We start from the raw sequence: 25,169 nt of genomic DNA, 5'->3' as shown, positions 1-25,169 counted from the left end.
TTCTCACTCTCAGTACGACACGTAGACGTCGGTCAGAAGGTTTGCAAGCGGCGGGTATTCGGCCTTCCGGGCCTTCGCGACGGCATCGTCCACGCGGGCTCGCGCGTCGGAATCGATCGCGTCGAGTTCCTTCGCGGACACCTTCTTGCTGTCTGGGTGGTTGCGGAAGTTCAGCAGCGGGTCCTTCGTCTTGCGCAGTTCCGCGACCTGATCCGCGGTGCGGTACAGCTGCGCGTCACCCTCGAAGTGTCCGTGCCAGCGGTACGCGATCGCCTCGATCGAGGTGGGGCCGCCTCCCATCCGGGCACGCTCGACGGCCTCACGGGTTGCCTCGTACACGGCGAAGAAGTCGGTGCCGTCGACGGTGACGGCAGGCATGCCGAAGGACGCCGCGCGAGAGGCGATGCTGGGTGCGCCGACGGCGTAGTCCCGTCCGGTGGCCTCGCCGAATCCGTTGTTCTCGGTGACGAAGACGATGGGAAGGTCGAGCACGACAGCCATGTTCATGGCTTCGAAGACCGTCCCCTGGTTGGAACCGCCGTCGCCGGTGAACGAGGCCGCGACGCCGCCGTTTCGTAGTGTCTTCGCGCTGAGCGCCGCACCGATGGCCAGGGAGGGTGCCCCGCCGACGATGGCGTTCGCTCCCAGCATGCCGACCGACAGGTCGGCGATGTGCATCGAGCCGCCCTTGCCGTGGCAGAGGCCGTCGTCCTTGCCGAAGATCTCCGCCATCATCCCGTGCAGGTCGCAACCCTTGGCGATGCAGTGCCCGTGGCCGCGGTGGGTGGACCCGATGTAATCGGTATCCTGCAGGTTCTCGCACACGCCGACGGCAATGGCTTCCTGACCGGAGTACAGGTGGATGAATCCGGGGATGTCGCCGGTGGCGTTCTCCTCGTGGAGGCGGTCTTCGAACGCTCGGATCTCGGACATCTTCCGATACGCGCTCAGTAACGAGTTCTTGTTCAGCGCCATTGCACTCCCTTGGTTGCTACGTTTCGCCGGCTACGTCGGGGCCCGCGTCGGAACGGTTCGTGCCTCGTGTAACCCGGGTCATGAATGTAGGGAGATATGACGTGCGCAATAAACGTTGCAGCCGATTGCAATGTGTCAATCGGTGGATGCGAAACAGGAGCGGATCTGGCTCGAACACGTCGAACTCGGCGAGGCGGCCGACTCGTAGTCGGGAGGAGGGTGACGTAGAGGCAGTCGAGCAGCGAGGGACACCAGGCTCATCGGCGGCCGGGATTGCCTTGGTCACCTCACGACGTGCGATCACCGACCCCGGACTGGACGACCTCACGAAGCACGTTCTTCCGGACCTTGCCGGACACGTTGCGAGGTAGGGAATCGAGATTGATCGTCTCGGACGGCTTCTTGAATGAAGCCAGGCGTGCGGTGATCCAGGCGACCACCTCATGGTGTGTCACGGGATCGTCGTCTGTCGGCACGATGCACGCGATCGGAGTTTCTCCCCACTTCGGATGCGGTTTGCCAACAACGGCTACTTCACGAATCCGGGGGTGCTCGGCGAGGACCGATTCGAGTTCGGCCGGATAGATATTCTCTCCGCCGGAGATGATCATGTCCTTGAGACGATCCACGACGTAGAAATAGCCGTCCTCGTCCCTGTGGACGACGTCGCCAGAGTGGAACCACCCACCGTGGAACGCGGCTTCGGTCTCCGCCGGACGATTCCAGTAGCCCTGCATCACCCCGGCACCGCGGTAGACGATCTCCCCTGGTGCACCGACCGGGACGTCGTTCATGTCGGCGTCGACGACTCGGGCTGCCACCGTCGGGACCGGTCGGCCCACCGACCCGGGTCGTTTCAACCACTCGTCACCGGAAATCCAGGTGGTCACTGCCGACGTCTCGGTCTGGCCGAGGGTCGATACGATCCGGACACCGGGAAGAACTTCCGCCATTTTGCGCAAGAGTTGCTGCGAGGCAGGGGCGGCCCCCCAGGACACGGTACGGAGGCTGAGATTCCTCGAAGGCAGGCTCTCGGCGGCGCACACCATCTCCCATTGAGTGGGCACGAGGAACACATTGTTCACCATTTCGGTCTCGATCAGGTCGAGGAACGTCTCCGCGTCGAAGTTGCCGCTGGGGTTGATCACACACGTCTGCCCCATCGTGAGACTGCTGAGCAGCGTGGTCATAGCTGCTATGTGAAAGAAGGGGGTGGTGACAAGACGAACCGCGTTCTCGGAGAACAGCTGGTTCATATGAATGGACGTGACGGCGCCCGCAAGCAGGTTCTCGAAGCTGAGCATTGCCCCCTTCGGAAGACCTGTGGTTCCCGAGGTGTACATGATGACCGCGACGTCGCCCGTCGAGGCCGGCCCAGGCAGTGGTGAAGGGGGTCTGTCGCCGGGTGTGAGGTCGGCCAGCCGTGTCGATCGGTTATCGGATCTGCTCCGGCCACCGTTCACGACGTAGGGGAGATCGGGATGGCGCCGCAGCGTGGGTTCTACCAGGGCAAGCAGATCGTCATCGACGATGACGGCCGACACGGCCGCATCGGACGCAAGGAACTCCACCTCCGGTGGGGCGAGACGGAAGTTCACCGGAACGGCGATGGCCCCCAGGTGGTGGACCGACAGCAGAGCAATCGGAAACTCGGGTCCGTTCGACATCGCGAACAGCACGCGGTCACCGCGGCCGATTCCTCGGTGTTTCAACCACTGTGCCAACTGTCGTGACCGGCCGTCCAACTGGGACCACGTCAGGGATCGACCTGAATACCGCATGGCAGCACTGCCTGGCTTCACCGCAGCGTGTCGAGCGACTTGATCAGTCCATGTGAGGTGCCCGCTGGGGCTGGTCACTTCCGGATCATACGGTGCACTGTCGCGGGAAGTTGCTCGGTTCGCTGATGTATTCATATGTCTCACTGTGTCCTTGGCGCTTGCTGGTTGATCGGGTGTGGTCCCGCGACTGTGCATGAGGGGTGATCGACGGCAGGAGAGCCTGTTTCAACTCGTGTGTGACTGCGCGGTGCAGGAAGAGTCGCGATCCGTCGCATTCCTGGTCGGTGAGACGAACCCGTATGCGGACAGCGCTCGACTGCAAGCGATTCCGAACCTATCGGCACTAGCGACGAGAGGTTCGAACGATTGTAAGCTAACCCGCAGCGTGACTTCCGTCAACTGTCTGACACATCCCAGGAGTACTCCATGGCTGAATCGCCATTGCACACCGCCGAGTCATCGTGGTCCGAATCCATTGTTCAAACTGTCGACGCACCTGCGCATCTCCGCCGATTGGCCGACGCCACCCGGGCATTCATGGAGGCGCAGATGCGAGCAGACGTCGACGTGGCAATCGCCGATGACGTCGCTTCTCGGCTCGAACACCTCACCCGGCGTCTCCGCTCGTCGGTGCCCGATCGGACTCCGGGTGACCTGTTCGATATTGGAGGGCCGCTGCGGAATGACTTCGGTAACGCCGTGGTCGGCCGTCGGAACCCGGTGGCGCCACCGATGACCGTTCACCGACTGCCGGACGGTCGTGCACGCGCGGAACTCGACCTGGGATGCCTTTACGAGGGCGCTCCGGGACAGGTCCACGGAGGGGTTTGTGCGATGCTCCTCGACCAATTGCTCGGTGAGGCCGCAGGTGCCGGCGGAAATGCCGGTATGACCGTGTATCTCACGACGACCTTCAAGCGGATCACCAAGCTCGGGCACATCAGGTTGGAAGCGTGGACCGCTTCGGTCGACGGCAGAAAGGCAATTGTGCGCGGCCATCTTGCTGATGGCTCCGGAGCGACCTGCATCGAAGCCGAAGCCCTGTTCATCATGCCGCGATCGCACGTGGGCACAGTGAACGAGAGCTCGCGGGGTGAAATCAGCTGATTCGGGGGCCACGTGAACGGACGGCACCAATCACGCCGCGGCTCGTGGCACGGGAACGGAGATACCCGGGGACGTGCCACACGCTGCGGAAAGCCCGCCCCGGCGTGAGTTTCCATAGGAAGGGTCTATCGGGGCGATAAGCAATCGCAGTTTGCTTGTGTGTCATGGGTCACCTTCAATGGGTCTACTGCATCTTCGTACTGCACAGATGGCGACCGTGCGATCCCATAACAAAGGACTCCCGTGACCACAGGTGAAGTCGCTCGAGACAAACAGACCCCCCATTCCTCCTCTGGCGCAGGAATTCTGAAAAGCAGTGGCCGCGCGTGGGGGATGACCGGACTTGTCGTCTTCCTCTATATCGTCAACTGGGGTGACAAGGTCGTCTTGGGTGTCATTGCCCAGCCGCTCGCCAGGGAACTCGGCTTGACCGCCTCTCAAATCGGTTTGGCCGGTTCTCTGTTCTTCCTCGCCTTCACTATTGGGGGCTTCTTCGCAGGCCCAATCAACAAGTATGTGACACTGCGGTGGTCACTGCTGGCGCTCGCCGTTGCATGGTCCGTGGTGATGCTCCCGCTGGTTGTCGCCGCGAGTGTGACGATGCTCATCGTCAGTCGCATGCTCCTCGGGCTCGCCGAGGGGCCGAGCGCTGGGCTCATGCATACCGCTACGTACTCGTGGCATCCTCCTGCCAAGCGTGGCCTTCCGAGTGCGTTATTGACTGGTGCCTCGTCGATGGCCAAGATCGCCCTGGCGCCGATACTGACGTTCGTAACCATTGAATATGGATGGCGTACAGCAGTTCTCGGGCTCTGCGGGCTCGGCGCAGTCTGGGCGGTGTGCTGGCTGGCAAGTTGGTCCGAGGGCCCCTACGCGGGCAAGGCCTCCGCCGAGTTGGATTCGGACATTGGAGGAACCGAACCCAGCGCTCCGTGGCGCACGATATTCCTCTCACGCACGTTCGTCAGTTGCGCCGTCCTCGTCATAGTCGTGTACGCATTGGTAACCATGGTGTTGACGTGGCTGCCGTCGTACTTCGAAGTCGGACTGGGATTCAGCGCCATGCAGGCCGGATCGTTGTTCGCGTTGCCATCCATCGTCAGCCTCGTTCTGATGATCATGTCGGGCGCGGTCACAGACCGCCTGCGGCAACGCGGCGCCTCGGCTCGTCTGGTCCGGATCATCGTGCCCTGCATCGGTGTCATCGTGTGCGGAAGCGTTCTGATGGCAATGCCTGTGTTCGACACCCCGATCGTGGCCGTCGTGGCTATCTCGATCGGCTACGGATTCTCGGCAATGGTTTTCCCTCTGGTGAATTCGGCCATCTCGGAACTGTGTCCGCCGCAGCAGACCGCAGGAACGATGGGTACCTTCATTGCGCTGATGGCTGTCGGTGGCCTGATCGCACCGTATGCCACCGGTTTGATCGTCGACAACGCAGCGACTCCGGCCGCGGGTTATCTCTTGGCATTCCAATTGCTCGGAGGGCTCGGACTCGTCGCGGCAGTCCTGGCATTGGTCTTCGCGCACCCCGACCGTGATCGGAAGCTCATCCGTGAACGGTCGTAGCAACCCGTACCCGAATCATCGTCCGTCGAGGCTGGGGATCGGAGAGAGCAGCGTCGTCACCGTGGTCGCCCGTCCGCTGGTCCGGAGACTTCAGGTTGGATGGATGGATAACAGTCGGCGAACGTGGTGGTGATCGCAGCAGATCGTTCTGGTGGGCGCAGGACGTCGCGAGTGGTCTCTTGCGGGTTCTCAGTCCGGACTGGCGCCAATCCGGCTGTGCTGGAGGGGGAGTCGGACTGCCTCACCGTGGCCGTCTCCACTGGAGGATCTGCACACCTCCGGCGTGATGGTCTGGCATTCGGCGAGTTTGCTGTCGACGTCGTCGGGGATGTCATTTCCGTCCCCGCCGGGGTGGTGCGGGTTCGCGTTCGCTGCCGGATCCACTGAGCAGTTCACTGAGCGTTTCGCCGACGCCCTCGAGGACGCCCTTGGTCTTGGATTTCGTGCTGCCGCTGCCTTTGACGTCGGAGACGAGGTCGGTCAGGCCCTTGGGTTCGCTGCCGATCTCGAGCCGGTTCACCGCCTCGGCGAACCGGAGGTAGGTGTCGACACTGGCGACGACGATGCGGGCGTCGATAGTGAGCAGTTCGATACCGACCAGTGAGACCCGCACGTAGGCGTCGATGACCAGGCCCTTGTCCAAGATGGTGTCGATGACGTCGGCCAGGCTGCTCGAGCTCGGACCACCCGTTGTGGTCATCGCTGCACTCCCCGCTTCCGGGTGCCGGAGGTTTTCGCCGGGGCGCTTCGCTTGCGGGGCGGCTCGTCACTACGCCTGCGGGTCGGTTGCCGCGCCGGTCGTTCCTCGGCCTTCTCTGCCATCCCCTCGTCGTCCTCGTCCTCGTCATCGTCCTCCTCCGGTGGCGGTGCCTTCTTCGGCCGCTTCTTGCGCCCCACCAGGCCCACGGCGTCGTGGGTGAGCTTCCGCACCCTGCCCGTGGTGTCCTCGTCGGCTTCGTCGGTCTCGTCGGTCTCGTCCGGTGGCGGTGCTTTCTTCGGCCGCTTCCTGCGCCCCAACGCACCCACTGCGCCGAGTGTGCCCCCGGCGAGTTTCGCGACCGTGCCCGCGGTGTCGTCGGTGACGTCCCCGACCGTCTCCGCGGTGTCGTCGGTGACGTCTGCGGCCATGTCCGCGGTGTTCTCGACCAGGTCTTCGGCGGTCTCGAGAATTTCGTCGGAGCCGGAGAGCAATCGGTTGTTGAGGGCGTCGATCCGGGCGGTCGCGGCGGTCATGGCTGCCACTTTCACGGCGTCGAGGAGTTGGCCCCGTACCGATTCGCTGAGTTCGGCGAATTGGGGTGAGGATTGGAGGAGTTTGGTCGCCCGGTCCACCATCTCCTGAGGTCCCCCGGCGAGGCGGCCGGCGCTCGCCGCGGCGAGCAGCAGTCCCAGTTTCGTCCGGTGTGCTCGCCCCATCCAGTAGCCCACGACCACCGCTGCCGCGATCTGCAATCGGGTCATCATTGTCGACTCCCTTCACCCGGATCGGCGATCGTTGGACGACCCCGGTCGGGCTGGAGCAGCCGCCGGCACCCGAGATCAGCGAGTGCCGTGCGGACCACTCCGAATCGGCTACCCCCAACGACTCATTTTCAATCGGTCAGGAGTTGGAATTGATCGGTGCCTGTGACGTGTGGCGACACCGGCCGGCCGGTCGGCTCCTCGAACGCCGTCCACCCTGGTACAGGCCGGTTCGCGGACGGACTCGGCGCGGCCGTCCGTGCCGCGCGGTGACCCGCGCGGCTTCGCGAAGCGGTCGAAGTGACCGTCTTCTGCTTCGGGCGCGCGGCGCCGTTCTTCTTCACCGGCAGCGTGAAGGTGGTGTGACCCCGCCTGTGCCTGGCCGTTGGACCGGTCGGGGGCCTGCCGGCCTTACTTGCCCATTTCCGTCGTGCCGGGGTCGGCTGTCAGGTCGTCGGTGTCTGCGAACACCAGCCGCCCGTCGTCGAGGGCGACCGCCCACCGGTGCACCGGCGCCCAGGCGTGCCCGCGCTCCTCGGTGTCGGTCAGCTCGGCGTAGTCCTCGATGATCCGACCCGTCTGCGCCGCTTCGGACGGTCGGCGCACCAGCACACGTGCGCCCGCGCCGAGCGGACCAGGTTCGGGTTTCGGTGTGTTCTTGTTCTCGGGCATCGATCTACACCTTCCGGTCGGCCACGCTGGGCCACGCGCCCGGATCATAGGCACAATGGCGTCGCGCCCGCTGCGCGATCGGCCATCCTCATGGCCTCCGGGTTGTCACGCCGCGGACCGGCGCCGCGCTGCACCCCCCGGGGGGTGTGCGACCTTCAGGGCGATCCGCGTATCGCACTCGCTTGCGGGTACCTGCTGAGGACGGTGCGCGCCGCGATGGCAGACCGGGCAGCCTCGTGGGTCACGCGAATGCACACGAGAAACAAATGTCCCGATAATTCACTGTCACCCATTCTCTATTTGATTTGCCGGAACAATATGGGCGGTTTGTTGATTTCATTATGTGAGAAAGTTTCTTGTTCGCGAAACACTCATCGACCCCGATTGCGATAGGCACAGTAAGCGGGGCTTGATGATCCCGTGGATTCATCACCGGGAAAGGAGTGAATTCTGATGGGTTCTGCAGGAATCGACTTCAATGTCGCGTTCGAGGCGTTCCTGAAGTGGCTGAGCGTCACCTTCGGCGGCGGCATCGGATTTGGATGACCGACGGAGCAATCCGGGACAGCGGTGCCCCGGCTCGCCTGGGGGCGGCCGGGCCACCGCCCTGATCAGCGCGATCACTCGCGAGGCTACCGCCTGCCCCCAACCGCCGTCCTCGGCCGGGAAGTGCACTCGGTGTACGGGGACCGGTCGGCAGAGAGTCGATATCGTCACCCTGAAATCGGGCCGGCCCGACCCGGAATGACCTTGTGCGAACCGCGGCTCGAGAATCTGGGCCGCTCGAATTGGGCGTCGCCCGTAAATGTGGGCCGCCTCCGAATATGTGCACGTGATTTTTGCCGATTCTGGATGCCCGATAGTCCCGCATTATTATCTCCCGTTGCACGAGAGTGGCGGATGCCGGACTTCCCGGCGCGCAGCATGTACAAAGGGCGCCCGCCGTCACCGTCACTTCTTCGGCCCGCATTCGGCGGCGCGCGGGGACCGCGGCGTTTGGGATGCACGCCGACCCCGCTGGGGCTATGGGAGTTGGGTTCGGGCCGCATCCGGTCTCTCAACCCCGCCACGGCCAATCTGGAGGGGTTCCTGGACGGCGCCGAGGCGTCTGCGCGCACGGCCGCCGAGTTCTTCACCGCCAGCGCGGTGAACAGGCCGGCCCTCGTCTGGGCCTAAGCCTCGGCGGAGATCACAGCAGATCGTGGACCTGCTCGAGCGCGCTGGCGACCTTTGAACGTGCGGCCTCGGCGAGCCCCCGTACCGGCAGCGGGAGATTGGGCGATTCGACGAGGCCGAGGTGTTCGGCGATGGCGGATACGACGCGCAGGCTCCCATGGGTCCGGAACAATTCCCAGATGGGTTCGAGTCGATTCGACAGCGCGGTGGCGGTGTTCTGGTCGTCGTTCCGGGATGCGCGGGCAAGGGCCAGACATGGCTTGGGAAGCACGCCGGCAAGCACGCTGTACCAAACGTCGCAGCCGGCGTCGAGGCCTGCCGCGGCGAAGGGGTCTCCGCTGACACCGATCGTGACCGTCGACGGGATGTGAGATCGGAGGGACTTCACTCGACCGGCTGCCTCGGCGGGGTCGACAGGGACACCGGGAATCTTGATCGATCCGATCTTCGGAAGTTCGGCGATGCGGCCGTGCAGTTCATCGGTGAAGGTGAAGTGGGTGGTACCGGGATTGTCGTAGACGCACAGCGGCACGGACAGTTCACGTGTCACCGCTTCGTACAGGCCGAACACTTCCTCTGCGGTCAGTTGTTGATAGGACATCGGTGCCAGCAGCACCGCGGCGGCGCCCGCATCTTGTGCATCCTCGGCGAGGGAGCGGACGTGCGCCGTGCGCAGCGACCCGATACCGATCATGACCGGTGTGGTGCCCGCTGCGGCCACAGCGAGCTGTGCGACCCGCTTGCGCTCTTCTCTGGTCAGGTAGGCGTAGCTACCGGTGGACCCGAGGGCGCCGATGGATTCGACACCCGCGTCAGCCAGTCGCGAGACAATTCCGGAGAACGCGGACTCGTCGATTTCCGTCTCGTTCATCGGCGTAAGGGGGAAGGCGGACAGTCCGGTGAACATCGTCGAACCTCACTTCGCTCGGGTGTGGGACAAAACTCGTCGAGGCGAGTGGGACGGAAGGCGCACAGCAACTACGTCGGTCGAGGGGTCATTCAACCGATGACGACGGTGCGCCCATCGAGTCGTCGAGCACGGGTCGGCTCCATGTCTGTTGCGGACCTTTGCCTTTCGCGACGAGGCCCAGCTCGCGCAGTTTGGCGATCGTCATCATGGTGTTGAACATGGGGTTCGGGTTCGCGCCCGATACGCCAAGCGCCTGGGAGCGCGCAACGAAGGCGTCGACGAACGCCGGAAGGTCGTCGATGCCACCGCTGAGCAGTGCCTGTGCGGCGCCGTCCAGCGCCGCAGCCTGATCGAGCAGCGTCGACAGACGCTCGGCTGCGGTCGGGCGATCGAACACCTCGAACGCATGGCCTTCGGTGACGATGTCGACAGCATCGGTCTCGACCAGCGTCAGCGCCTGGGCGAGCGCGGCGAAGATATTCATCTGGTTGGCATCGTGCATCGCGCCGCACGGGCCGTTCGGTTCGTCGGACAGGTGCAGCAACCGCGCCTCGGGAAGGTGGACGACGACCTGGCCGGCGCAGTGGCCGTGGGTGCGGATGACCTGAACGGCACCGTCTCCGAACGACCAACCCGACATGTGTTGAGAGCCGATGGCGAGGTGCTCGAGCGGGAGTTCCTCGTAGGTCCGGGTGATGTCGGTGATGGGAACGTAGGGCTGGTACATGGCGAGGAGCTGTCGAGTTGCCGCAGACGGATCCTCGAAGCCCGGTACCAAGCCGGACACGCGATCAAGGCTCGTTGTCCAGTAGGGGAGCCCGTGATCGTGGTACTGGCTCGCGTCGTGTGCGCTGACGAAATGGTGCACGTTCGATTTGTCGAGTCCCTTGCCGAGGTCTGTGATGATGTCGTTGTTCCCGACATGGTCGGGGTGACCGTGGGTGGTGAGCAGCAGGATCTTCGACCACGGAGCGAGGTCGTCGGCAGCGGTCCGGATCGCGTCGCGGATGACGGATGTGACCCCGCTGTCGACGAGTACCAGGAGATCTCCGGCTCGGTGAACGATCACGTTGCCCACGTCTGGTTGGCGAGCGGCCATATCGAGCTCTTGACCCGCAATCATGCGTGTCCGAACGTCGATCTCGATCTGTTCGCCGAGTGCCACCCGTTCGTTCTAACACGTCACTCGACTTGGGCGCGGCGGTTCACGACATCTCCGCCTGACCTTTAGAAGTCGTTTGGATCAGGCCGCTCGATCGAGCGTGGCGTGAGTACGAGTCCTCTGATGTGTGAGGCGATGGCGCTCATGGACGTAAGCCACACGTCGTCCTGGGAACTGACATATCGAATCAGTTCCTCGAGTACTAAGGCTCGGGACGGCCGGCCGGACAGGAAGGGGTGGTTGGTGAGTACGAAGCACCCTCCGACCGAACGGATCCCTTCGAACTCGAGACCCCAGATCTCGGCGGCCTTGCGCGGGCTTTCGATCAGGCCCGACCCGGAGAAGTCCGGGATGTAGCAGTACTGTTCCCAGTCGTCGAGTGCCCATTGGATGGGTATTTCGACTATCGATCTCTTGCCCGAAATGGAGAGCTCGTAGGGGTGCTCGGCGTCCATGAGGCTGCTGTCGTAGAGAAAGCCACGATCGGCCAGCAGCCCGGGGGAGTGCCAGTTCAGTTCCCACATGGGGGCCCGGTAGCCGACCGGGCGTTGCCCGGTGACGGTCTCGAGGGCATCGAGGCCGCGGTCGAGGATCGTCGCCTCCTCCTTTGCGGTGAGGCCGGCCATCGATTCGTGCAGGTAGCCGTGGTGGGCGATCTCGTGGCCGGCATCGGCGATCGCTCGAATGACATCCGGATACCGGTGGGCGGTGTACCCCGGGACGAAGAAGGTCGAGGTGACGTCGTGCCGGTGGAGCAGGTCGAGGATGCGGGGTACGCCGACCAGGGGTCCGTAGGCCTGGTGAGACATCGCGGTCATGCGGTCCGCGTGCTGAGTGGACACGCCGAGCAGGGCTGATTCGGCGTCCACGTCGAAGGTGAAGCAGGCCGCGGCCTTCTTCCCGTGGGGCCACTGGACTGGGGCGGCGGGTGTCGTCATGTCTTAACGGTCCTTTGCTCCCGGTGACGCATTGGTGCTCACGACTTCTTCGCCAGCAGGGAGGTGAACTCGTACGCGAGATTCGCTGCGGCCACGCCGGTGATCTCGGCGTGGTCGTAGGCGGGGGAGACCTCGACGATGTCGGCGCCGACGAGGTTGAGTCCGTCGAAGCCGCGGATGATGTCGAGCAGTTCGCGGCTGGTCATCCCGCCGGCCTCGGGGGTTCCGGTCGCGGGGGCGTGCGCGGGATCGAGCACGTCGATGTCGATGGAGACGTACAGCGGTGTCTCACCGATGGTCTGGCGGAGCTGGTCGATGATGTCGTCGATCGGCCGGCGGGTGAATTCCCGGCAGTGCACGATCTGGAAGCCGAGTTCGGCATCGGATGCCAGGTCGTTCGGCGAGTACAGCGAGCCGCGGATGCCGACGTGGGCGCTGTGGCCGTAGACGAACAGACCGTCCTCGGCCGCGCGTCGGAATGGGGTCCCATGGGTCAGGGGAGTCTCGAAGTAGGTGTCCCACGTGTCCAGGTGCGCGTCGAAGTGGACGAGGGCGACCGGTCCGTGCACCCGGTTGACGGCCTTGAGCAGGGGGTACGCGATGGTGTGATCACCGCCGAGGGTGACGAGTGTGGCGCCGTCCTTGATGAGCTCGTAGGCGCTGGTTTCGATCTGGGCGACGGCGGTGTCGATGTCGAAGGGGTTGAACGCGATGTCGCCGGCGTCGACGACCTGCTGGCGTGCGAAAGGCTCGACATCGAGGGCCGGGTTGTAGGGGCGCAGCAGGCGGGAGGACTGGCGGATGTGTGCGGGGCCGAATCTGGCACCGGGGCGGTAGGTCACCCCGGTGTCGAAGGGGATGCCGACGACCGCGACGTCGTAGCGGGGAACGTCCTCGATGCGGGGGAGCCGGGCGAAGGTCGAATGACCCGCGTAGCGGGGGACGCTGAGTCCGTCGACCTGTCCTACCGGCGCGGTCGTCTGAAAGTTGGCGGAGTTGCTGGTCACGCTCGGCATCGGGTTGTTCCTCCATTGATCTGAATTGTCTGGCCGACGTAGGCGCCGATCTCTTTGTGCGCCAGTAGGGCGACAGCTGCGGCGATTTCGTCGGGTCGGCCGATGCGGCCTACGGGGATGTCGTGGGCGTACTGATCGTGCATATCGGTGAGGCTGATCTGCGCGTCGGCGGCGTCGACTTCGAGTTGGGGGGTGTCGATGACACCGGGTGCGACGGCGTTGACGGTGATGTTCTCCGGCGCGAGTTCACGTCCGAGGGACTTGGTCAGGGCGATCAGCCCGGACTTCGACGCGGCGTACGCGGTGGCGCGAGGCCAACCGGTGACCCCCCATTCGGAGGTCACGATGACGATGTTGCCGCGGCCGCGCCGTCGCATGCCGGGCAGTACGGCCTGAACGGTGTGGAAGGTGCCGGTGAGGTTCGTCTCGACGATCTTCCACCAGTCCTCTTCCGGGTGTTCGCCGAGTGCGCCCATGGACATGTACGCGGCATTGCAGACCAAGATGTCGACGGACCCTTCGCTGCGTTCTATCTCGGCCACCGCGGACCGGATCGAGGCGGGGTCCGACATATCGGCGGGCACCGGGAAGCCGTCGATCTGTTCGACGACGGCTTTCATGCTCGCGTTCTCGCTGCGGCCGTTGACACCGACTCGCGCCCCATCGGCGGCGAGGCGCTGCGCGATGGAACTGCCGATGCCTTGGGTGGCGCCGGTGACGAGTGCGATCCGCCCCTGCTGGTGCTGAGTTTTCATCAGATCACCGCTCCGCTGTTGGGGGACAACACTTCTCCGGTACAGAAGTCGGCTTCCTCGAGGAGGAACTGAACGGTGCGGGCAACTTCGTCTGGCCGGCACAGCCGCCGGGCCGGCAGGGTGGCGAGGTATTCCGGGGCCCGCCACGGCGAATCGGGTGCCAGCATCGGTGTGTCGGTGGGGCCGGGGGCGATCGAGTTGACACGCACCCCGTCCGGTGCGACTTCGGCGGCGAGGCTGCGCACGAATCCGATGACCGCCCCTTTGGCCGCGGCGTAGTGTGCTTCGCCGTCGCCACCGCCGATTGCCAATTCGGAGGAGATCGCGACGATCGATCCGTGTCCGCGGTCGAGCATCTGCGGTAACACGGCGTGGGCGGTGTTGCGCAGGCCGCCCAGGTGTACTCGAAGCATCCTGTTCCAGGCGTCGCCGGTGATGTCCGAGACGGGGGCGGTGGAGTAGTGGCCGGCGGCGGTGACCAGGGCGTCGATCAGGCCGACGTCGCGTTGTACCGATCTGATCGCCTGCGTGACGCTCTCGGAATCGGAGACGTCCGCGACGACGTGGTAGCTGGTGTGCGGGGTCGGTACGAGGTCCAGGCCGGCGACCGTCCAGCCGTGGTCGGTCAGTGTGGTGGCGACGGCGGCGCCGATGCCGGACGCGGCGCCGGTGACTACTGCGATGCGGGTCATTGCGGTTCCTTTCCGGTAGTGCTCGGGATGCGGTCTCCGACCGGTCCGATGATGCGGTCTTTGACCGCGAGGTAGACCACGGCACCGATCAGGCCGAGCCCGACCGCGGTGATCAGCATGCTCCAGTTGATGTACCAGGGCTGGCCGGGCTGGGTGCGCGGCCACACCACGTTGATCGTCTGGAAGATGATCCACACCGCGGCGAAGTACGTCACCGGCGCGCTCGCGCGGCCGAGAGTGAATCGCCCCGGCGTCCACTTGCCGGTCAGGTGTGCGATGGCGGCCCCGATGACCGGGATGCCGAACGCGATGTAGAAGCCGATCACGGTGAAGTTGACGAGAATGTTGTAGAAGCTCGATCCGGCCAACAGAACCAGTAGGGCTGCGACGAGGGCGGTCAGACCGATCGCGTTGATCGGCATCCGTTCCGGCCCAGCGAGTTTGCCGAGCACCGAGGATCCGGGAAGTCCGCGGTCGCGGGCCGCTCCCCAGATGCACCGGGAGACCGCCGCCTGGACCGCGAGGAAGCTGGAGACGAATCCGATGACGAACATGATCAGCAGCGGCTTGGCCACGCCCGATCCGAGGTGCGCGAGAAGGGTCGATGCCACCGGATCGCTCGACTGTTCGGCGAGCACCTGGTTCAGATTCGGAATCGCCAGAATCAGTGCCGCGCTGGAGAACATCACGATCAGGCCCACACTGAGCAGGCCGAGGATAATCGCCTTGGGCACGTTGCGTTCGGGGTCGTCCACTTCTTCGGCGATCGAGCCTGCGGATTCGAACCCGACGAACGCGAAGCCGGCGTACGCGATGGCCAGCAGCATCGGCCCCGACGCCCACGCGCCGGCGTTCGGCAGTCCCTCGAACAGCGTCGAGAAGGGGTTCTCCCGGTAGAACAGGAGCAGGACGATGCCGAGACCGACGGATCCGACGACCTCGCAGATGATGCTGGCGATGATCATGATCTTGAGAATCTGCCGGCCGATCATGTTGGTTGCGGTACCGATCGCGATGATCGCCACCGCCAGCGTGGTGGTCATCCACCGGCTGGGATGTTCGACCCCGAAAACCTCGATGATGAATCCAGCGGCGGCGTAGGCGAGGGTGGACAGGGCGATGGTCAGACCCCACATGTAGGCCCACGCGGCTGTCCATCCCCAGGTGGTGCTGCGGACATGTCGCGCCCACTGATAGACGCTGCCGGCGTAGGGCCATCGTGACGACAGTTCACCGAAGACAGCTGCGACGGCGAGCTGACCGACCAGCACGATCGGGAACGCCCAGAAGAATTGTGGCCCTGCGGCGAACAGGCCGAGGGTGAAGATCGCGTACAGCGCGACGATGGGGGAGACGTCGGCGAAGGCGAGTGACAGCGCGGAACGGAAGTTGAATCCGCGGTTGAGTTGTTCGCTCTCGGGTGGGTGGGAGGAGCGGGCGTGATGCACGGCGATCTCCGGGTTGTCCAGTTCCATGGTGGTGCTCCTCACAAAAAATCCTGGTGAGGCCCAACTATGGTCCCTGAACAACCGGGGGTGAATACTCAAAAAGTATAGATTTGACTATCTCATTTAGATGAAGATCCAACTCGGTAGGAGAAATGCTCATGGGACTGAGCGTGGGCGATCTGCTGGACACACCGCATCTGCGCCTCGAGCTTCAGGCCGGCCGTGAGGGCATCGGCAAACGGGTGACCTGGGCGCAGACCTCGGACCTGGACAGGCCGTGGGAATGGATGACCGGCGGCGAATTGCTCATGAAGAATGGCCGCACCCTGCCATCCACCTCGGCCGGCCAGGTCGCCCTCCTCGAGGGCCTGGTCGAACACGGAATCAGCGGTCTCGTGCTCGGGATCGACCCCGCGACACCGCCCTTGGACCCGGCAGCCGCCGCGGCGGCGGACTCGCTGCCCCTCCCCGTCATCTACGCCCCCTATTCGGTGGGGTTTGCCGCGATCGGGAGGGCCGTCGCCGACGCCAGTACCGCGGACGAGGGTCGTCGGATGGCGGTGACCGAGCGGGTCTACACCATGATCCGCAGATCAGTCACCCAGCCGGCGCGAGACGGGGCGCTCACGCAACTCGCCCGCGATCTAGCGTGCAAGCTCGCTGTCCTCGACGCAGAGACCGGGCGCCCGGTTCTCGACGACGCCGATGCGATACCGGACGGGCTCCGAAACGCGCTGTTGACGGAGGTGCGCCGACGCGACGGCGCCCTCCCCGGGGTTGTTCATATCGAGGTCGCAGGCACGAGAGCGCAGGTGGTGGAGGTTCCCGACGAAGAGCCCACCGTTCTGCTGACCTACGCGCACCGCGCGGCCGCCCCCGATATCGTGCTGCTCCAGCACATCGCCACAGCGGCGGCTGTCCTGCTCGCCCAACGAGGCATTCGCCGCGAACACGAGCGGCGTATCGGTGGGGAACTGTTGGCGCATCTGCTCGACAACCGGCTCGACGAGGACGACGCTCTCCGGCAGCTCTCCGAGCGCAACCTCGTCGCGGACGACTGCGTGCTCGTCGCCGCCCGAGGCGGGAGCGAGACCGGGGAGCAGCACGTCCATCTGAGCCTCGACCGGCGCAGGATTCCCAACCTCCTGCTCAAACGGTCCAGCCTGCTCTACGCACTCCTTCCCGCGTCCGCGGACGCGATCAGCGTGCTGCACCGCCGCCTGGGCCCGGATGCTGCAGTCGGCGTCAGCGACCCGCTCGGCTCACCTGCCCGGGCCGCGGCCGCGGTTCGTGAGGCGAACTGGGCGGTGCGCGACGCGGCGAACGCTCCCAGCCGGCTCAGCAGGTATGCGGACGTTACGTTGTTGTCGGTCCTGCGGGATACCGAAGAAGCGCAGGTTGTGGTGGACCGTGTCCTGGGCTCACTGTTGCGCTACGATGCCGATCACGGAAGTGATCTGACGAGAACTCTCGACATCTTCCTCACCCATGACCGTTCCTGGCAGCAGGCCGCCGCCGCGACGGGCGTCCACCGCCAAACCGTGGTCTACCGAATGCGTCGGGTGGAGGAGATCACCGGCCGCAACCTCTCCGCGACCGCGCACATCACCGAGCTGTGGTTGGCACTGCGGGCACGTGACCTGCTGAGTACACCCGGCTGAGAAACACACCGGCCGATCCGGGCCCGCAACCCGATCGCCGCCGACACCTGTCTGGAGCTCCGACCGTGCTACCCACCATTGAACAGATCATCAAGATGCCGGTCGTGCAGTCAGGGCGCCCCGAAGTTGCTGCCGGCAAAAGGCACATGCACCGCACGGTGCGGTGGGTCCATGTGAGCGAGCTCGCGGACATCGCGCAGATGCTGCAGGGCGGGGAACTGATTCTGACCACCGGTATCGCCCTCGCGGACACCGAAGAAGAACTGCGTGAGTACGTCGCGGCTCTGGCAACCGCCGGGGCAAGTGGTCTGATCATCGAGCTCGGTCGACGCTTCACCACCCCGCCGACCAGCCTGATCCGCGCCTGCGCGCGCCGGCAGCTCCCACTGATCGTGCTCCACCGGCCTGTCGAGTTCGTCCGACTCACCGAGACGGTCCATACCCAGATCCTGCACGAGCAGATGGCGGCACTGCAGTTGTCCGAACGCGCCCACGCCACCTTCACCGCACTATCGGTCGACGGCGCGAACGTGACCGACATCGTCCGGGAAGCCGCGCACATGGTCCGGGCACCAGTCGTCTTCGAGGACCTGATGCGCCGCGTGCTGGCCTACGAACCGGCGGGCCGGCCCGTCGATATGTTGTTGCAACGGTGGGATGTGCGCTCTCGTGCGGCTCAATCACGCGCGAGAACGGCGGTCTGTGGACCCGAGGAGTGGGCGGTCACCTCCGTCGAGGCCAACGGCGACGTCTTCGGCAGACTGATCATGCTGCCTGCGCATCGGGCCACGTCCGAGGAGCTGATGATCCTCGAACGCGCGGCGACCGCCTTGACCCTCAACCGTGTCCTCGAACGCGACCGCACCGCTATCGAAATTCACGCCCAGCGATCGATTCTGACCGACCTCATCGATGGCCGGTACCGAAGTGAAAGCGAAATACACTCACGCGCAGCGTCTCTGGGGATTTCTCTCGGCAAGCGCCAGTTGGTCGCGGTCGTGGTCGACGGACTCGCGCACCCTGGGGACGGCGCGACCGGTGACCGCCTGCAGGCGGTGGCACGAGCACTCGACGCGGCGGGCATCGTCGCCTTGCTGACCACATTGTCCAACGGCACCGTCGGAATCCTCATCGCCCTCGACACCGCCGGACAGACACCGGCTACGGTCACCAGGCTGGCCACCCAGCTGCGACTACTGTCGCCGCAGAAGCCACCGCTGATCGGCATGGCCGACCCGATCACCGGACTCGATGCCGTCCGCGGCGCATTCTCCGAGGCCCTGCACATCACCGCAGCCGCGCGCGCACACCCCGAGGACAAGCTGTACTTCCAGCTACCCGACATCAGACTGCGGGGACTGATCTACACCTTCGCCGACGACCCCCGGCTCCAGGCGTTCGTCGAACGCACCCTGTCCCCGCTCCTCGAGTTCGATGCACGGCATCGAACCGATCTCACCGCGGTGCTGCGGGTCTATCTCGAACACCGTGCCAACAAAACCGAGGCCGCGCGGGCGGCGCGCCTGTCTCGCCAGTCGTTCTACGAACGCCTGGCCACCATCGCGAGGATCCTCGAGGTCGACCTCGGATCCGGTGAGGTGTGCACGTCGCTGCACGCCGCCCTGATGGGCTGGGAGTCGCGACAGCACCCCGACAGTTAGGTGGGACAGGACACGCCGACGCCGCCCGGCGTGTCGATTACCGGGCCCGTGAATGTTCCTTCGGGATCACCGTGGTCCCCGTTGCTCGGACCACGACGACCGGCTCGTCGAGTACGTCGGCGGCGCTGGGAGCCAGATCGTACCGCGATGCGATGATCTTCCGGGCCTCGAACTCCACGGTGCGGCTGGTGTTTCCGATCCTCACCACACGCCCGGTGGCTTCGATGAAGTCCCCGGCGTAGACCGGGGCGAGGAACTCGACCGAGGAGTATCCGACGAAAAGGCCTTCGTCTCCGTCGGTGATCACTGCGATCTCGGTGATGATGTCTCCGAACAACTTCAGCATCCGCGCACCCTCGACGAGGTTACCGCCGTAATGCGCCTCCTCCTGTCCGATGCGCACCCGCAGTGTCGAGGTGATTTCCTTGTTCTTGCTCATGGTGAGTCTTTCCTTTCTCGGTGAATGCGCCTACGCGCGTTCGATGACGGCGTCGACGGCGGTCGCATGATCGCGGCCGACGATGAGGGGGTTGATGTCGATACTGAGGATGGTCGGGTGCGCGAGGGCGAGGTCGCTGACCGCGCGGAGCGCAGTCAGGACACCGGGCCGGTACAGCGCGCCCCCGCGTGCGGCGTCCATCATGTTGCCGACGGTCGACTCGTCGAGGAGACGGGCCGCCGCCTTCTCGTCAACGGGGCCGACGTGCACGGCGGCGTCGTTGTGGAACTCCGTCCACACCCCGCCGACGCCTACGACGATCGTGGGCCCGAAGACACGGTCACGCTTGTACCCGACGATCACCTCGAGTTCACCCCGAATCTGTTCGACGACCAGGAAATTGAGGTTCAAGTCGGGATTCTTTGCGATCATCTCGGCTGCGGCCTGCTCGACATCGACCGGGCTGATCGCGACCAAACCGCGCTCCGTCTTATGGGTGATGTTCGGGGCGATTCCCTTCAGGACGATCGGGGTGGACAAGGCGCGGGCGGCGGTGGCGGCCTCAGTGGGGTTGTCGGCGTGAAGCCGGCGTGGAGTCGTCACACCCATCGACGCGAGAATGCCGAGGGCCTGGTCTTCGGTGACCGTCCCGCCCGGCGGCAGGTCGGGGACGACGAGAGGACGCTGCCAGGTGCTCTCCGCGACATCCTGGACTCCGGTTGCCAGTTTCGCCAACGCGGACAGTCCCGGGCGCGCCCCCCGCATCAGCGGAATCGCCGCCTTGCGGCAGTACTCGACCAACACCGGATCGATCTCGTCGCTGACCGGGCTCAGCAGTACCGGAAACTTTCCCTGCGCGGAGTCGGTGTCGTGCAGGTACTGAGCCAGAGCGAGCCCGAGCTCACGTTCATGCGGGCCGGACGCGCGGTGTTGGTCCATCGCGACCAGGAGGATGTCACCGGGTTCCTGCGCTGCATGGTGGATCGCGGTGGGGTAGATGTTCGTGTAGTCGTCAGCGCCCCAGGGGTCGAGTGGGTTGCGGACACCGAGAAATGGCCACCGCTCCCGCAGCGCTTTCACTGCGGCCGAGCTCATCAGCGGCAACTGCAGTCCTACCGAATCCGCGATGTCGGCGATGAGATTGCCTTCGCCCCCGGAGTTCGTCACCACGTGGGTGCGTCGTCCCCGGGGACGACCGCGGCCGGCCCCGAGAAGCTCACCGAAGGCCATGAGTTCGTCGAGGTCGTCGGCGATCAACGCGCCGGCCTGACGGAACGCCGCGGTCGTGAGCCGAGCCCCTGCCGCCAGCTTTCCCGAGTGCGCAGTCACCCCTTCGGTTGCGGTGTCCGAATGCCCGACGATGCAGACGGCGAGGGTTTTGCCTGCCTCACTCAGCCGACGGGCGGCGGTAAGGGTTCGCGTGGCATCGGTGAGTGTTTCGATGAACGCGAGGACGGATGCCGTATGGGCGTCTTCGGTGAAGAAGTCGAGGTAGTCGGCCAACCCGGTCACTGCCTCACTGCCCGACGACACCGCGGTGGACAACGGCACCCGGCCGCCGGCGTTGACGAATGCTTCGATGATCGCGCCACTTTGTGCCACTACCGCGACGGTGCCACGGCGAACGTCCGAGGTGACCGTTCCGACGTAGGGTGCCGCCCGGGTGACGAGGTCGAGAACGCCCATGCAGTTGGGACCCACCACCTCGAATTCGTACTCGCGACGCAGCGCAGCCAAACCGTCGGAGACGGCGAGGGCATCGGCGCCGGAGTCGGTGTAGCCGGCTCCCGGGATGACGAATCCGCGGACGCCGGCCTCGAGGCCTTCCTGGACGATCGGCAGGATCCGGTCGGTGCGAACCTGCACGACCGCGAGGTCGGGAGTCTTGTCTATCGCACTCAGCGACGGCACACCTGGAAGTCCCGCGACCTCACTGTGGTTCTGCGCCACGGGAATGAGGGACCCGGTGTATCCCAGTTCGAGGCAGTTCCGCAATGCGACGCTGCCGATGAACGAGCGAGGGGAGGCGCCCACTACCGCGATCGATTGGGGCCGCAAAAGTCTGTCCAGAAGCATGGGATCACTGTGCGAGCTGACAGGTGAGCTGCACCACTGACAATGTGTTCCCAGATGCGCGAAGCCCCGGACGATCTGTCGATTCCCGAACCCGTCGGCCGCTGCGAGACTGCCAGTAATCCCCAGACCTACAGGAGATCTCATGGCAGTTACCGACTCATTCCGTGCATTCGTCGTTCATCACGCCGACGGTCACACCACCAGAGAGGTTCGCGACGTGCGCCTCGACGACCTCGGGGCGGGTGACGTGGTCATCCGAGTCGCCTGGTCGAGCGTGAACTACAAGGACGGCCTCGCCAGTTCGGCGAACGGCAAGGTCGCGCGCCTCGACACGTTGATTCCCGGAATCGATCTTGCCGGGACGGTGGTGGATCCAGGATCGTCGGGCCTCGACATCGGTACCGAGGTCATCGTGCACGGATACGACCTCGGCGTGGCGCACAGTGGTGGTTACAGTCAGTTCGCCCGCGTACCGTCGGACTGGGTCGTGCCCCTACCCGAAGACCTCACGGCACGCCAGGCGATGAGCTTGGGAACCGCCGGCTTCACTGCAGCGCTCAGTGTCCGCGCGCTCGAAGTGCAGGGTCTGCAGCCCGGCAACGGACCGGTCCTCGTCACCGGTGCCACCGGCGGCGTCGGTAGCGTCGCGGTGAACATTCTCGCCGCAAAGGGCTACGAGGTCGCGGCCTCGACGGGCAAGGAGGACGGAGCGGCGTGGCTGACCAAACTCGGCGCCACGGAGGTACTTACCCGCGCCGAGACGTCGGCGGTCGACAAGCCACTGCAGCGCGAACGGTGGGCCGGGGCGATCGACTGCGTCGGTGGTAACACCTTGGCCTACGTTCTGAGCAGCCTCAAGTATGACGCCAGCGTCGCCGCGTCGGGAAACACCGGCGGGGTGAAGCTTCCGACCACGGTCTTTCCCTTCATCTTGCGTGGAGTCAGCCTGATCGGAATCGACTCCGTTCAGTGCCCGATCGGACTGCGCCGGACCGTGTGGCAGCAACTCGGCACGGACCTGCGCCCGGGCAACCTCGACGCCCTCGGTACCTCGGAGATCACCTTGAACGAGCTGTCGGGCGCGCTTGGCAACATCCTCGACGGGGAAACGCAGGGGCGCACACTGGTGCACCTCGACTAGCAACCTGGGTATCACACGACGCGGACGGGAGGATGGATGTGCTGCCCGTGCGGCGGCCGGTAGAAGTAGTTCGCTGACCGATCCCGGAACCGGGGCGTCAAATGGAACATGAGCTAGTCGGTTTCGGACCTGGTGCCGTGTTATTCCGATCGACCGACGGTCCGGGGTCCGGGTGGGCGCCGAGGGTGACGAGGGCGTCGATGCCGGGCAACGGGTGCAAGGCGGGAGGCGGCACGCCTTAGGCGACGCGCCGTCTCAACTCTCGGCGAGGCATTCCCGCTGGCTTCAGACTCCGCGACCGAGGTCGGCCTTGGCGCGCAGTCGCTCGACCTCCGCGCGGGAGTGCCGGACCGCCTCGGAGTCGGAGCCCTTGTCGCGGGCGACATCGTGTGCGAGGTCGAGGATCGCGCGGCGTAGGTGCTTGCGTGCCCGGCGGGACCGCCTGTCAGGGGCCGATTTCAGGAAAGCCTTACGCGCTTTCTTGCCCAGAACGCCGTCGACCTCGGCTGCAGTGAGGGCCCCTGCCTCGACCTCGGGGGCGAGGATGTCGCGGACGAATTGATGCTCCCGTGGCGCGGCCCGCCGGAAGGCGATCGTCAGCATCGTGAATCCGATGACGATCGAACCGAACATGACGCCGATGAGGACGAGCGGGTTTCCACCTCCGAGTCCAGCTGCATCGTCCCACGTGAAGTGCAGGAACATCCCAGCCGCCACGAAAGCCGACCCGAGCCCGATTCTCCGGGGCTGCGCCTTGGTCCCGATGAGGTAGAGGGCGCCGGCGCAGACCAACGCGCTGAAGAGCGGGTGAGAGATGAAGCTGACGCCGATCCGGGTCACGGACATCTGCACGGCGTTACCGACCGGGTCTGTTCCGAACGTCCGGGCAGTGGAGTTGGCGGCGTAGAGGAAGTCCTCGAAGATCGCGAATCCGAGTCCGATGAATGCGCCGACGATGAGGCCGTCGTTGGCGGTGCGGATCAGTCGCGGGGCGAGGCCCATCAGCAGGATGAAGCCGCACAGCTTTGCGGCCTCCTCGGTGATCGGTGCCGTAGCGCCAGCGGCCCAGTTCGCGCTCCACTCCTGGCCGAAGAGCTTCGGGTAGATGCTGAGCATCGCTGAGTTGACGGTCATGGCGAAGGCGAACGTTGCGGGGATGGCACCCCACAGAAGTGCGGCCGCGACGAGTCGGCCGGGTTGGCGCTCCCACCGGTCGATGTGACGGAACCAGGCGAACCAGGCGAGTCCGCACAATCCGCAGAGCACGGCCGATATCGCGAATCCGTCGGCGTAGAACCCGGCCTCTGGTGCGAAGTACGCCCAGGCCTGGAACAACCCAACCGCAGTGAGCGCCAGGTAGACCCAGAAGGAGAGGTTATGGGGTTGGACGAACTCGAAGCGCTCGCCCCACCCGGAGACCTCCAACGCCTCGCGTTGGCGTCGTTGGGCCGCGGTGCTCGACGAGTCGGTCGCCGTGTCGGTGTCGCTCATGCGTTGTTCCCGTCGACGGTGTGGATGCTGGCGATCATGGCCCGGATGTTCTCGGCGGCCGCGGTCATCTGGGTGGGCGGACCGTATGCCGTGATCTTCAGGCCGGTGCCGTCGAAGACGAAGGCTGCGACCAGACCGTCGACGGCGAGGCTGCTGTAGGGCTGGACGACGCCGGTCTGTCCGGTCGTCGTGGTGAGGGTGCTCCGGTTGCCCTCGACGCGGAACGTCGGGTCGGTGGTGCGGGAGGTGACTTTCTCGACCTGGTCCAGCAGTTGGTCCGGGGTGCCGTCGAAGGAGTCGGGCGAGACCTGGAAGGTGATCCCGTCTCCCGCGATGGTTGCATCGCCGGCCTTTCGGCCCGATTCCCCTTGACCGACGCGGAAACCGGTCTCGATGTCCCATCCTGTGGCCGGGGTGAAGGCGATGGTGTCTGTAAGCGCGAGCTGTTCGCCGGCGCGTATCGGGTCGTCCCAGTCGATGGACGCGTCGATCCGCGGCACGACGACGGTCAAGAGTAAGAAGACCGCGATGACGAAGAGTGCGGGCGGCAGTGTTCGTCGATCGATACCGAGCACCCGGTGCTCGGCCGGTACCCGCTTCCGGTGGGCTCCGGCATGGGTTTGTGTCACGGGCTCCCCTGGGTGGTCGGATGTCTCTAGGCGTTCAGGACATTCGGATGGTACCGCTCGGTCCATGGCTCGGCAGGTCACCCTGCTTTTACCAGGTGTCGTATAGGCAGTTTCATCGAGCGCTGTGCAGTGGGACCGTGCAGGCCGACTCGGCGAACGACAACTTCCAACCTGTTGTCTGCACGATCTCTGCCGGCTAACCGTCTGAGGTCTTGGAACGATGGGCGGAGCGCATGCTCAACGGAATTTCACAGGGTGAATCTCTCTGCGAACGAGCACCTTTGAGATACCAGTAACGCAGTCACCGGCTGGCGGGGTAGCGACTCCAGGGTGTGGCTGCGAGTTCGGCGTGCCGGTGGAGGCGCGATCTGCACGACTGATCGGGCCACCGCTCGCCATGAACCTCGTC

22 protein-coding genes are annotated in these 25,169 nt (G+C 65.1%); 6 read left to right on the top strand and 16 right to left on the bottom strand.

The window, feature by feature from the left end; genetic code table 11:
* Positions 1-9: 9 nt before the first annotated feature.
* Entirely contained in the window at positions 10-975 is a 966-nt protein-coding gene (locus OYT95_RS10115; RefSeq protein WP_112298989.1) for a thiamine pyrophosphate-dependent dehydrogenase E1 component subunit alpha, read from the bottom strand.
* Positions 976-1,262: 287 nt separating this feature from the next.
* Positions 1,263-2,891: an AMP-binding protein gene (locus OYT95_RS10110; protein WP_268791368.1), complete on the bottom strand. Its 1,629-nt coding sequence runs from the start codon at positions 2,889-2,891 to the stop codon at positions 1,263-1,265.
* A 699-nt stretch (positions 2,892-3,590) separates the two neighbouring features.
* On the opposite strand from OYT95_RS10110, the gene OYT95_RS10105 reads away from it, so the two are divergent.
* Positions 3,591-3,863: a hypothetical protein gene (locus tag OYT95_RS10105; RefSeq protein ID WP_268791367.1), complete on the top strand. Its 273-nt coding sequence runs from the start codon at positions 3,591-3,593 to the stop codon at positions 3,861-3,863.
* A gap of 243 nt (positions 3,864-4,106) precedes the next feature.
* On the top strand, positions 4,107-5,432 hold the full coding sequence (locus tag OYT95_RS10100; protein ID WP_442972555.1) for an MFS transporter: 1,326 nt from the start codon (positions 4,107-4,109) through the stop codon (positions 5,430-5,432).
* A 331-nt stretch (positions 5,433-5,763) separates the two neighbouring features.
* Here OYT95_RS10100 and gvpJ read toward each other — a convergent pair whose 3' ends face one another.
* The 3 genes from gvpJ to OYT95_RS10085 form a co-directional block, all read right to left on the bottom strand.
* Positions 5,764-6,132 (bottom strand): gas vesicle protein GvpJ, encoded by a 369-nt coding sequence (gvpJ, locus tag OYT95_RS10095; protein ID WP_268791366.1) that lies wholly within the window; start codon positions 6,130-6,132, stop codon positions 5,764-5,766.
* A complete protein-coding gene (locus OYT95_RS10090) occupies positions 6,129-6,896 on the bottom strand; it encodes a hypothetical protein (RefSeq protein WP_268791364.1) in 768 nt (255 codons plus the stop codon). The genes gvpJ and OYT95_RS10090 overlap by 4 nt, the downstream gene beginning before the upstream one ends.
* 408 nt (positions 6,897-7,304) lie before the next feature.
* Positions 7,305-7,565 carry a hypothetical protein gene (locus OYT95_RS10085; RefSeq protein WP_037233228.1) on the bottom strand — a complete coding sequence of 87 codons (261 nt, stop codon included), beginning with the start codon at positions 7,563-7,565 and terminating at the stop codon, positions 7,305-7,307.
* A 996-nt stretch (positions 7,566-8,561) separates the two neighbouring features.
* Here OYT95_RS10085 and OYT95_RS10080 point away from each other — a divergent pair.
* On the top strand, positions 8,562-8,741 hold the full coding sequence (locus OYT95_RS10080; RefSeq protein WP_268791363.1) for a hypothetical protein: 180 nt from the start codon (positions 8,562-8,564) through the stop codon (positions 8,739-8,741).
* 13 nt (positions 8,742-8,754) lie between these two features.
* Here OYT95_RS10080 and OYT95_RS10075 read toward each other — a convergent pair whose 3' ends face one another.
* The 7 genes from OYT95_RS10075 to OYT95_RS10045 form a co-directional block, all read right to left on the bottom strand.
* Entirely contained in the window at positions 8,755-9,612 is an 858-nt protein-coding gene (locus OYT95_RS10075) for a dihydrodipicolinate synthase family protein (RefSeq protein WP_235214519.1), read from the bottom strand.
* Positions 9,613-9,736: 124 nt separating this feature from the next.
* Complete coding sequence (locus tag OYT95_RS10070) at positions 9,737-10,816, bottom strand: MBL fold metallo-hydrolase (RefSeq protein ID WP_268791362.1); 1,080 nt, start codon at positions 10,814-10,816, stop codon at positions 9,737-9,739.
* A 62-nt stretch (positions 10,817-10,878) separates the two neighbouring features.
* Positions 10,879-11,751: a polysaccharide deacetylase family protein gene (locus tag OYT95_RS10065; protein ID WP_037233234.1), complete on the bottom strand. Its 873-nt coding sequence runs from the start codon at positions 11,749-11,751 to the stop codon at positions 10,879-10,881.
* A 38-nt stretch (positions 11,752-11,789) separates the two neighbouring features.
* Positions 11,790-12,767 carry an agmatinase gene (gene speB, locus OYT95_RS10060; RefSeq protein ID WP_037233236.1) on the bottom strand — a complete coding sequence of 326 codons (978 nt, stop codon included), beginning with the start codon at positions 12,765-12,767 and terminating at the stop codon, positions 11,790-11,792.
* Positions 12,755-13,522, bottom strand: coding sequence for an SDR family NAD(P)-dependent oxidoreductase (locus tag OYT95_RS10055; protein WP_037233238.1), 768 nt, complete (start codon positions 13,520-13,522; stop codon positions 12,755-12,757). The genes speB and OYT95_RS10055 overlap by 13 nt, the downstream gene beginning before the upstream one ends.
* Positions 13,522-14,214, bottom strand: coding sequence for an SDR family NAD(P)-dependent oxidoreductase (locus OYT95_RS10050; RefSeq protein ID WP_037233241.1), 693 nt, complete (start codon positions 14,212-14,214; stop codon positions 13,522-13,524). The genes OYT95_RS10055 and OYT95_RS10050 overlap by 1 nt, the downstream gene beginning before the upstream one ends.
* On the bottom strand, positions 14,211-15,689 hold the full coding sequence (locus OYT95_RS10045) for an APC family permease (RefSeq protein WP_268791361.1): 1,479 nt from the start codon (positions 15,687-15,689) through the stop codon (positions 14,211-14,213). Before OYT95_RS10045 ends, OYT95_RS10050 begins: the two co-directional genes overlap by 4 nt.
* A gap of 131 nt (positions 15,690-15,820) precedes the next feature.
* On the opposite strand from OYT95_RS10045, the gene OYT95_RS10040 reads away from it, so the two are divergent.
* Positions 15,821-17,323, top strand: coding sequence for a helix-turn-helix domain-containing protein (locus OYT95_RS10040; RefSeq protein WP_268791360.1), 1,503 nt, complete (start codon positions 15,821-15,823; stop codon positions 17,321-17,323).
* Between the two features lie 95 nt (positions 17,324-17,418).
* Positions 17,419-18,984 carry a PucR family transcriptional regulator gene (locus OYT95_RS10035; protein ID WP_328286560.1) on the top strand — a complete coding sequence of 522 codons (1,566 nt, stop codon included), beginning with the start codon at positions 17,419-17,421 and terminating at the stop codon, positions 18,982-18,984.
* Positions 18,985-19,021: 37 nt separating this feature from the next.
* On the opposite strand, the gene OYT95_RS10030 is transcribed toward OYT95_RS10035, so the two are convergent.
* Together OYT95_RS10030 and OYT95_RS10025 are read right to left on the bottom strand one after the other, a co-directional pair.
* Entirely contained in the window at positions 19,022-19,423 is a 402-nt protein-coding gene (locus OYT95_RS10030) for a hotdog domain-containing protein (protein ID WP_328286540.1), read from the bottom strand.
* Positions 19,424-19,453: 30 nt separating this feature from the next.
* The gene (locus tag OYT95_RS10025) at positions 19,454-21,499 is read right to left on the bottom strand and encodes an acetate--CoA ligase family protein (RefSeq protein ID WP_268791359.1); all 2,046 of its coding nucleotides are present in this window, start codon (positions 21,497-21,499) and stop codon (positions 19,454-19,456) included.
* A gap of 142 nt (positions 21,500-21,641) precedes the next feature.
* Here OYT95_RS10025 and OYT95_RS10020 point away from each other — a divergent pair, with 142 nt between their 5' ends.
* Positions 21,642-22,640 carry an oxidoreductase gene (locus OYT95_RS10020; protein ID WP_268791358.1) on the top strand — a complete coding sequence of 333 codons (999 nt, stop codon included), beginning with the start codon at positions 21,642-21,644 and terminating at the stop codon, positions 22,638-22,640.
* Between the two features lie 285 nt (positions 22,641-22,925).
* Here OYT95_RS10020 and OYT95_RS10015 read toward each other — a convergent pair whose 3' ends face one another.
* Both OYT95_RS10015 and OYT95_RS10010 read right to left on the bottom strand, forming a co-directional pair.
* Entirely contained in the window at positions 22,926-24,131 is a 1,206-nt protein-coding gene (locus OYT95_RS10015) for a PrsW family intramembrane metalloprotease (RefSeq protein ID WP_268791357.1), read from the bottom strand.
* Positions 24,128-24,760 (bottom strand): hypothetical protein, encoded by a 633-nt coding sequence (locus tag OYT95_RS10010; protein WP_268791356.1) that lies wholly within the window; start codon positions 24,758-24,760, stop codon positions 24,128-24,130. Before OYT95_RS10010 ends, OYT95_RS10015 begins: the two co-directional genes overlap by 4 nt.
* Positions 24,761-25,169 lie beyond the last annotated feature (409 nt).

This window comes from Rhodococcus sp. JS3073 (assembly GCF_026810085.1).
In the GTDB taxonomy this organism is placed as follows: domain Bacteria; phylum Actinomycetota; class Actinomycetes; order Mycobacteriales; family Mycobacteriaceae; genus Rhodococcus_F; species Rhodococcus_F wratislaviensis.
This window is presented reverse-complemented; position numbering and strand designations above follow the sequence as displayed.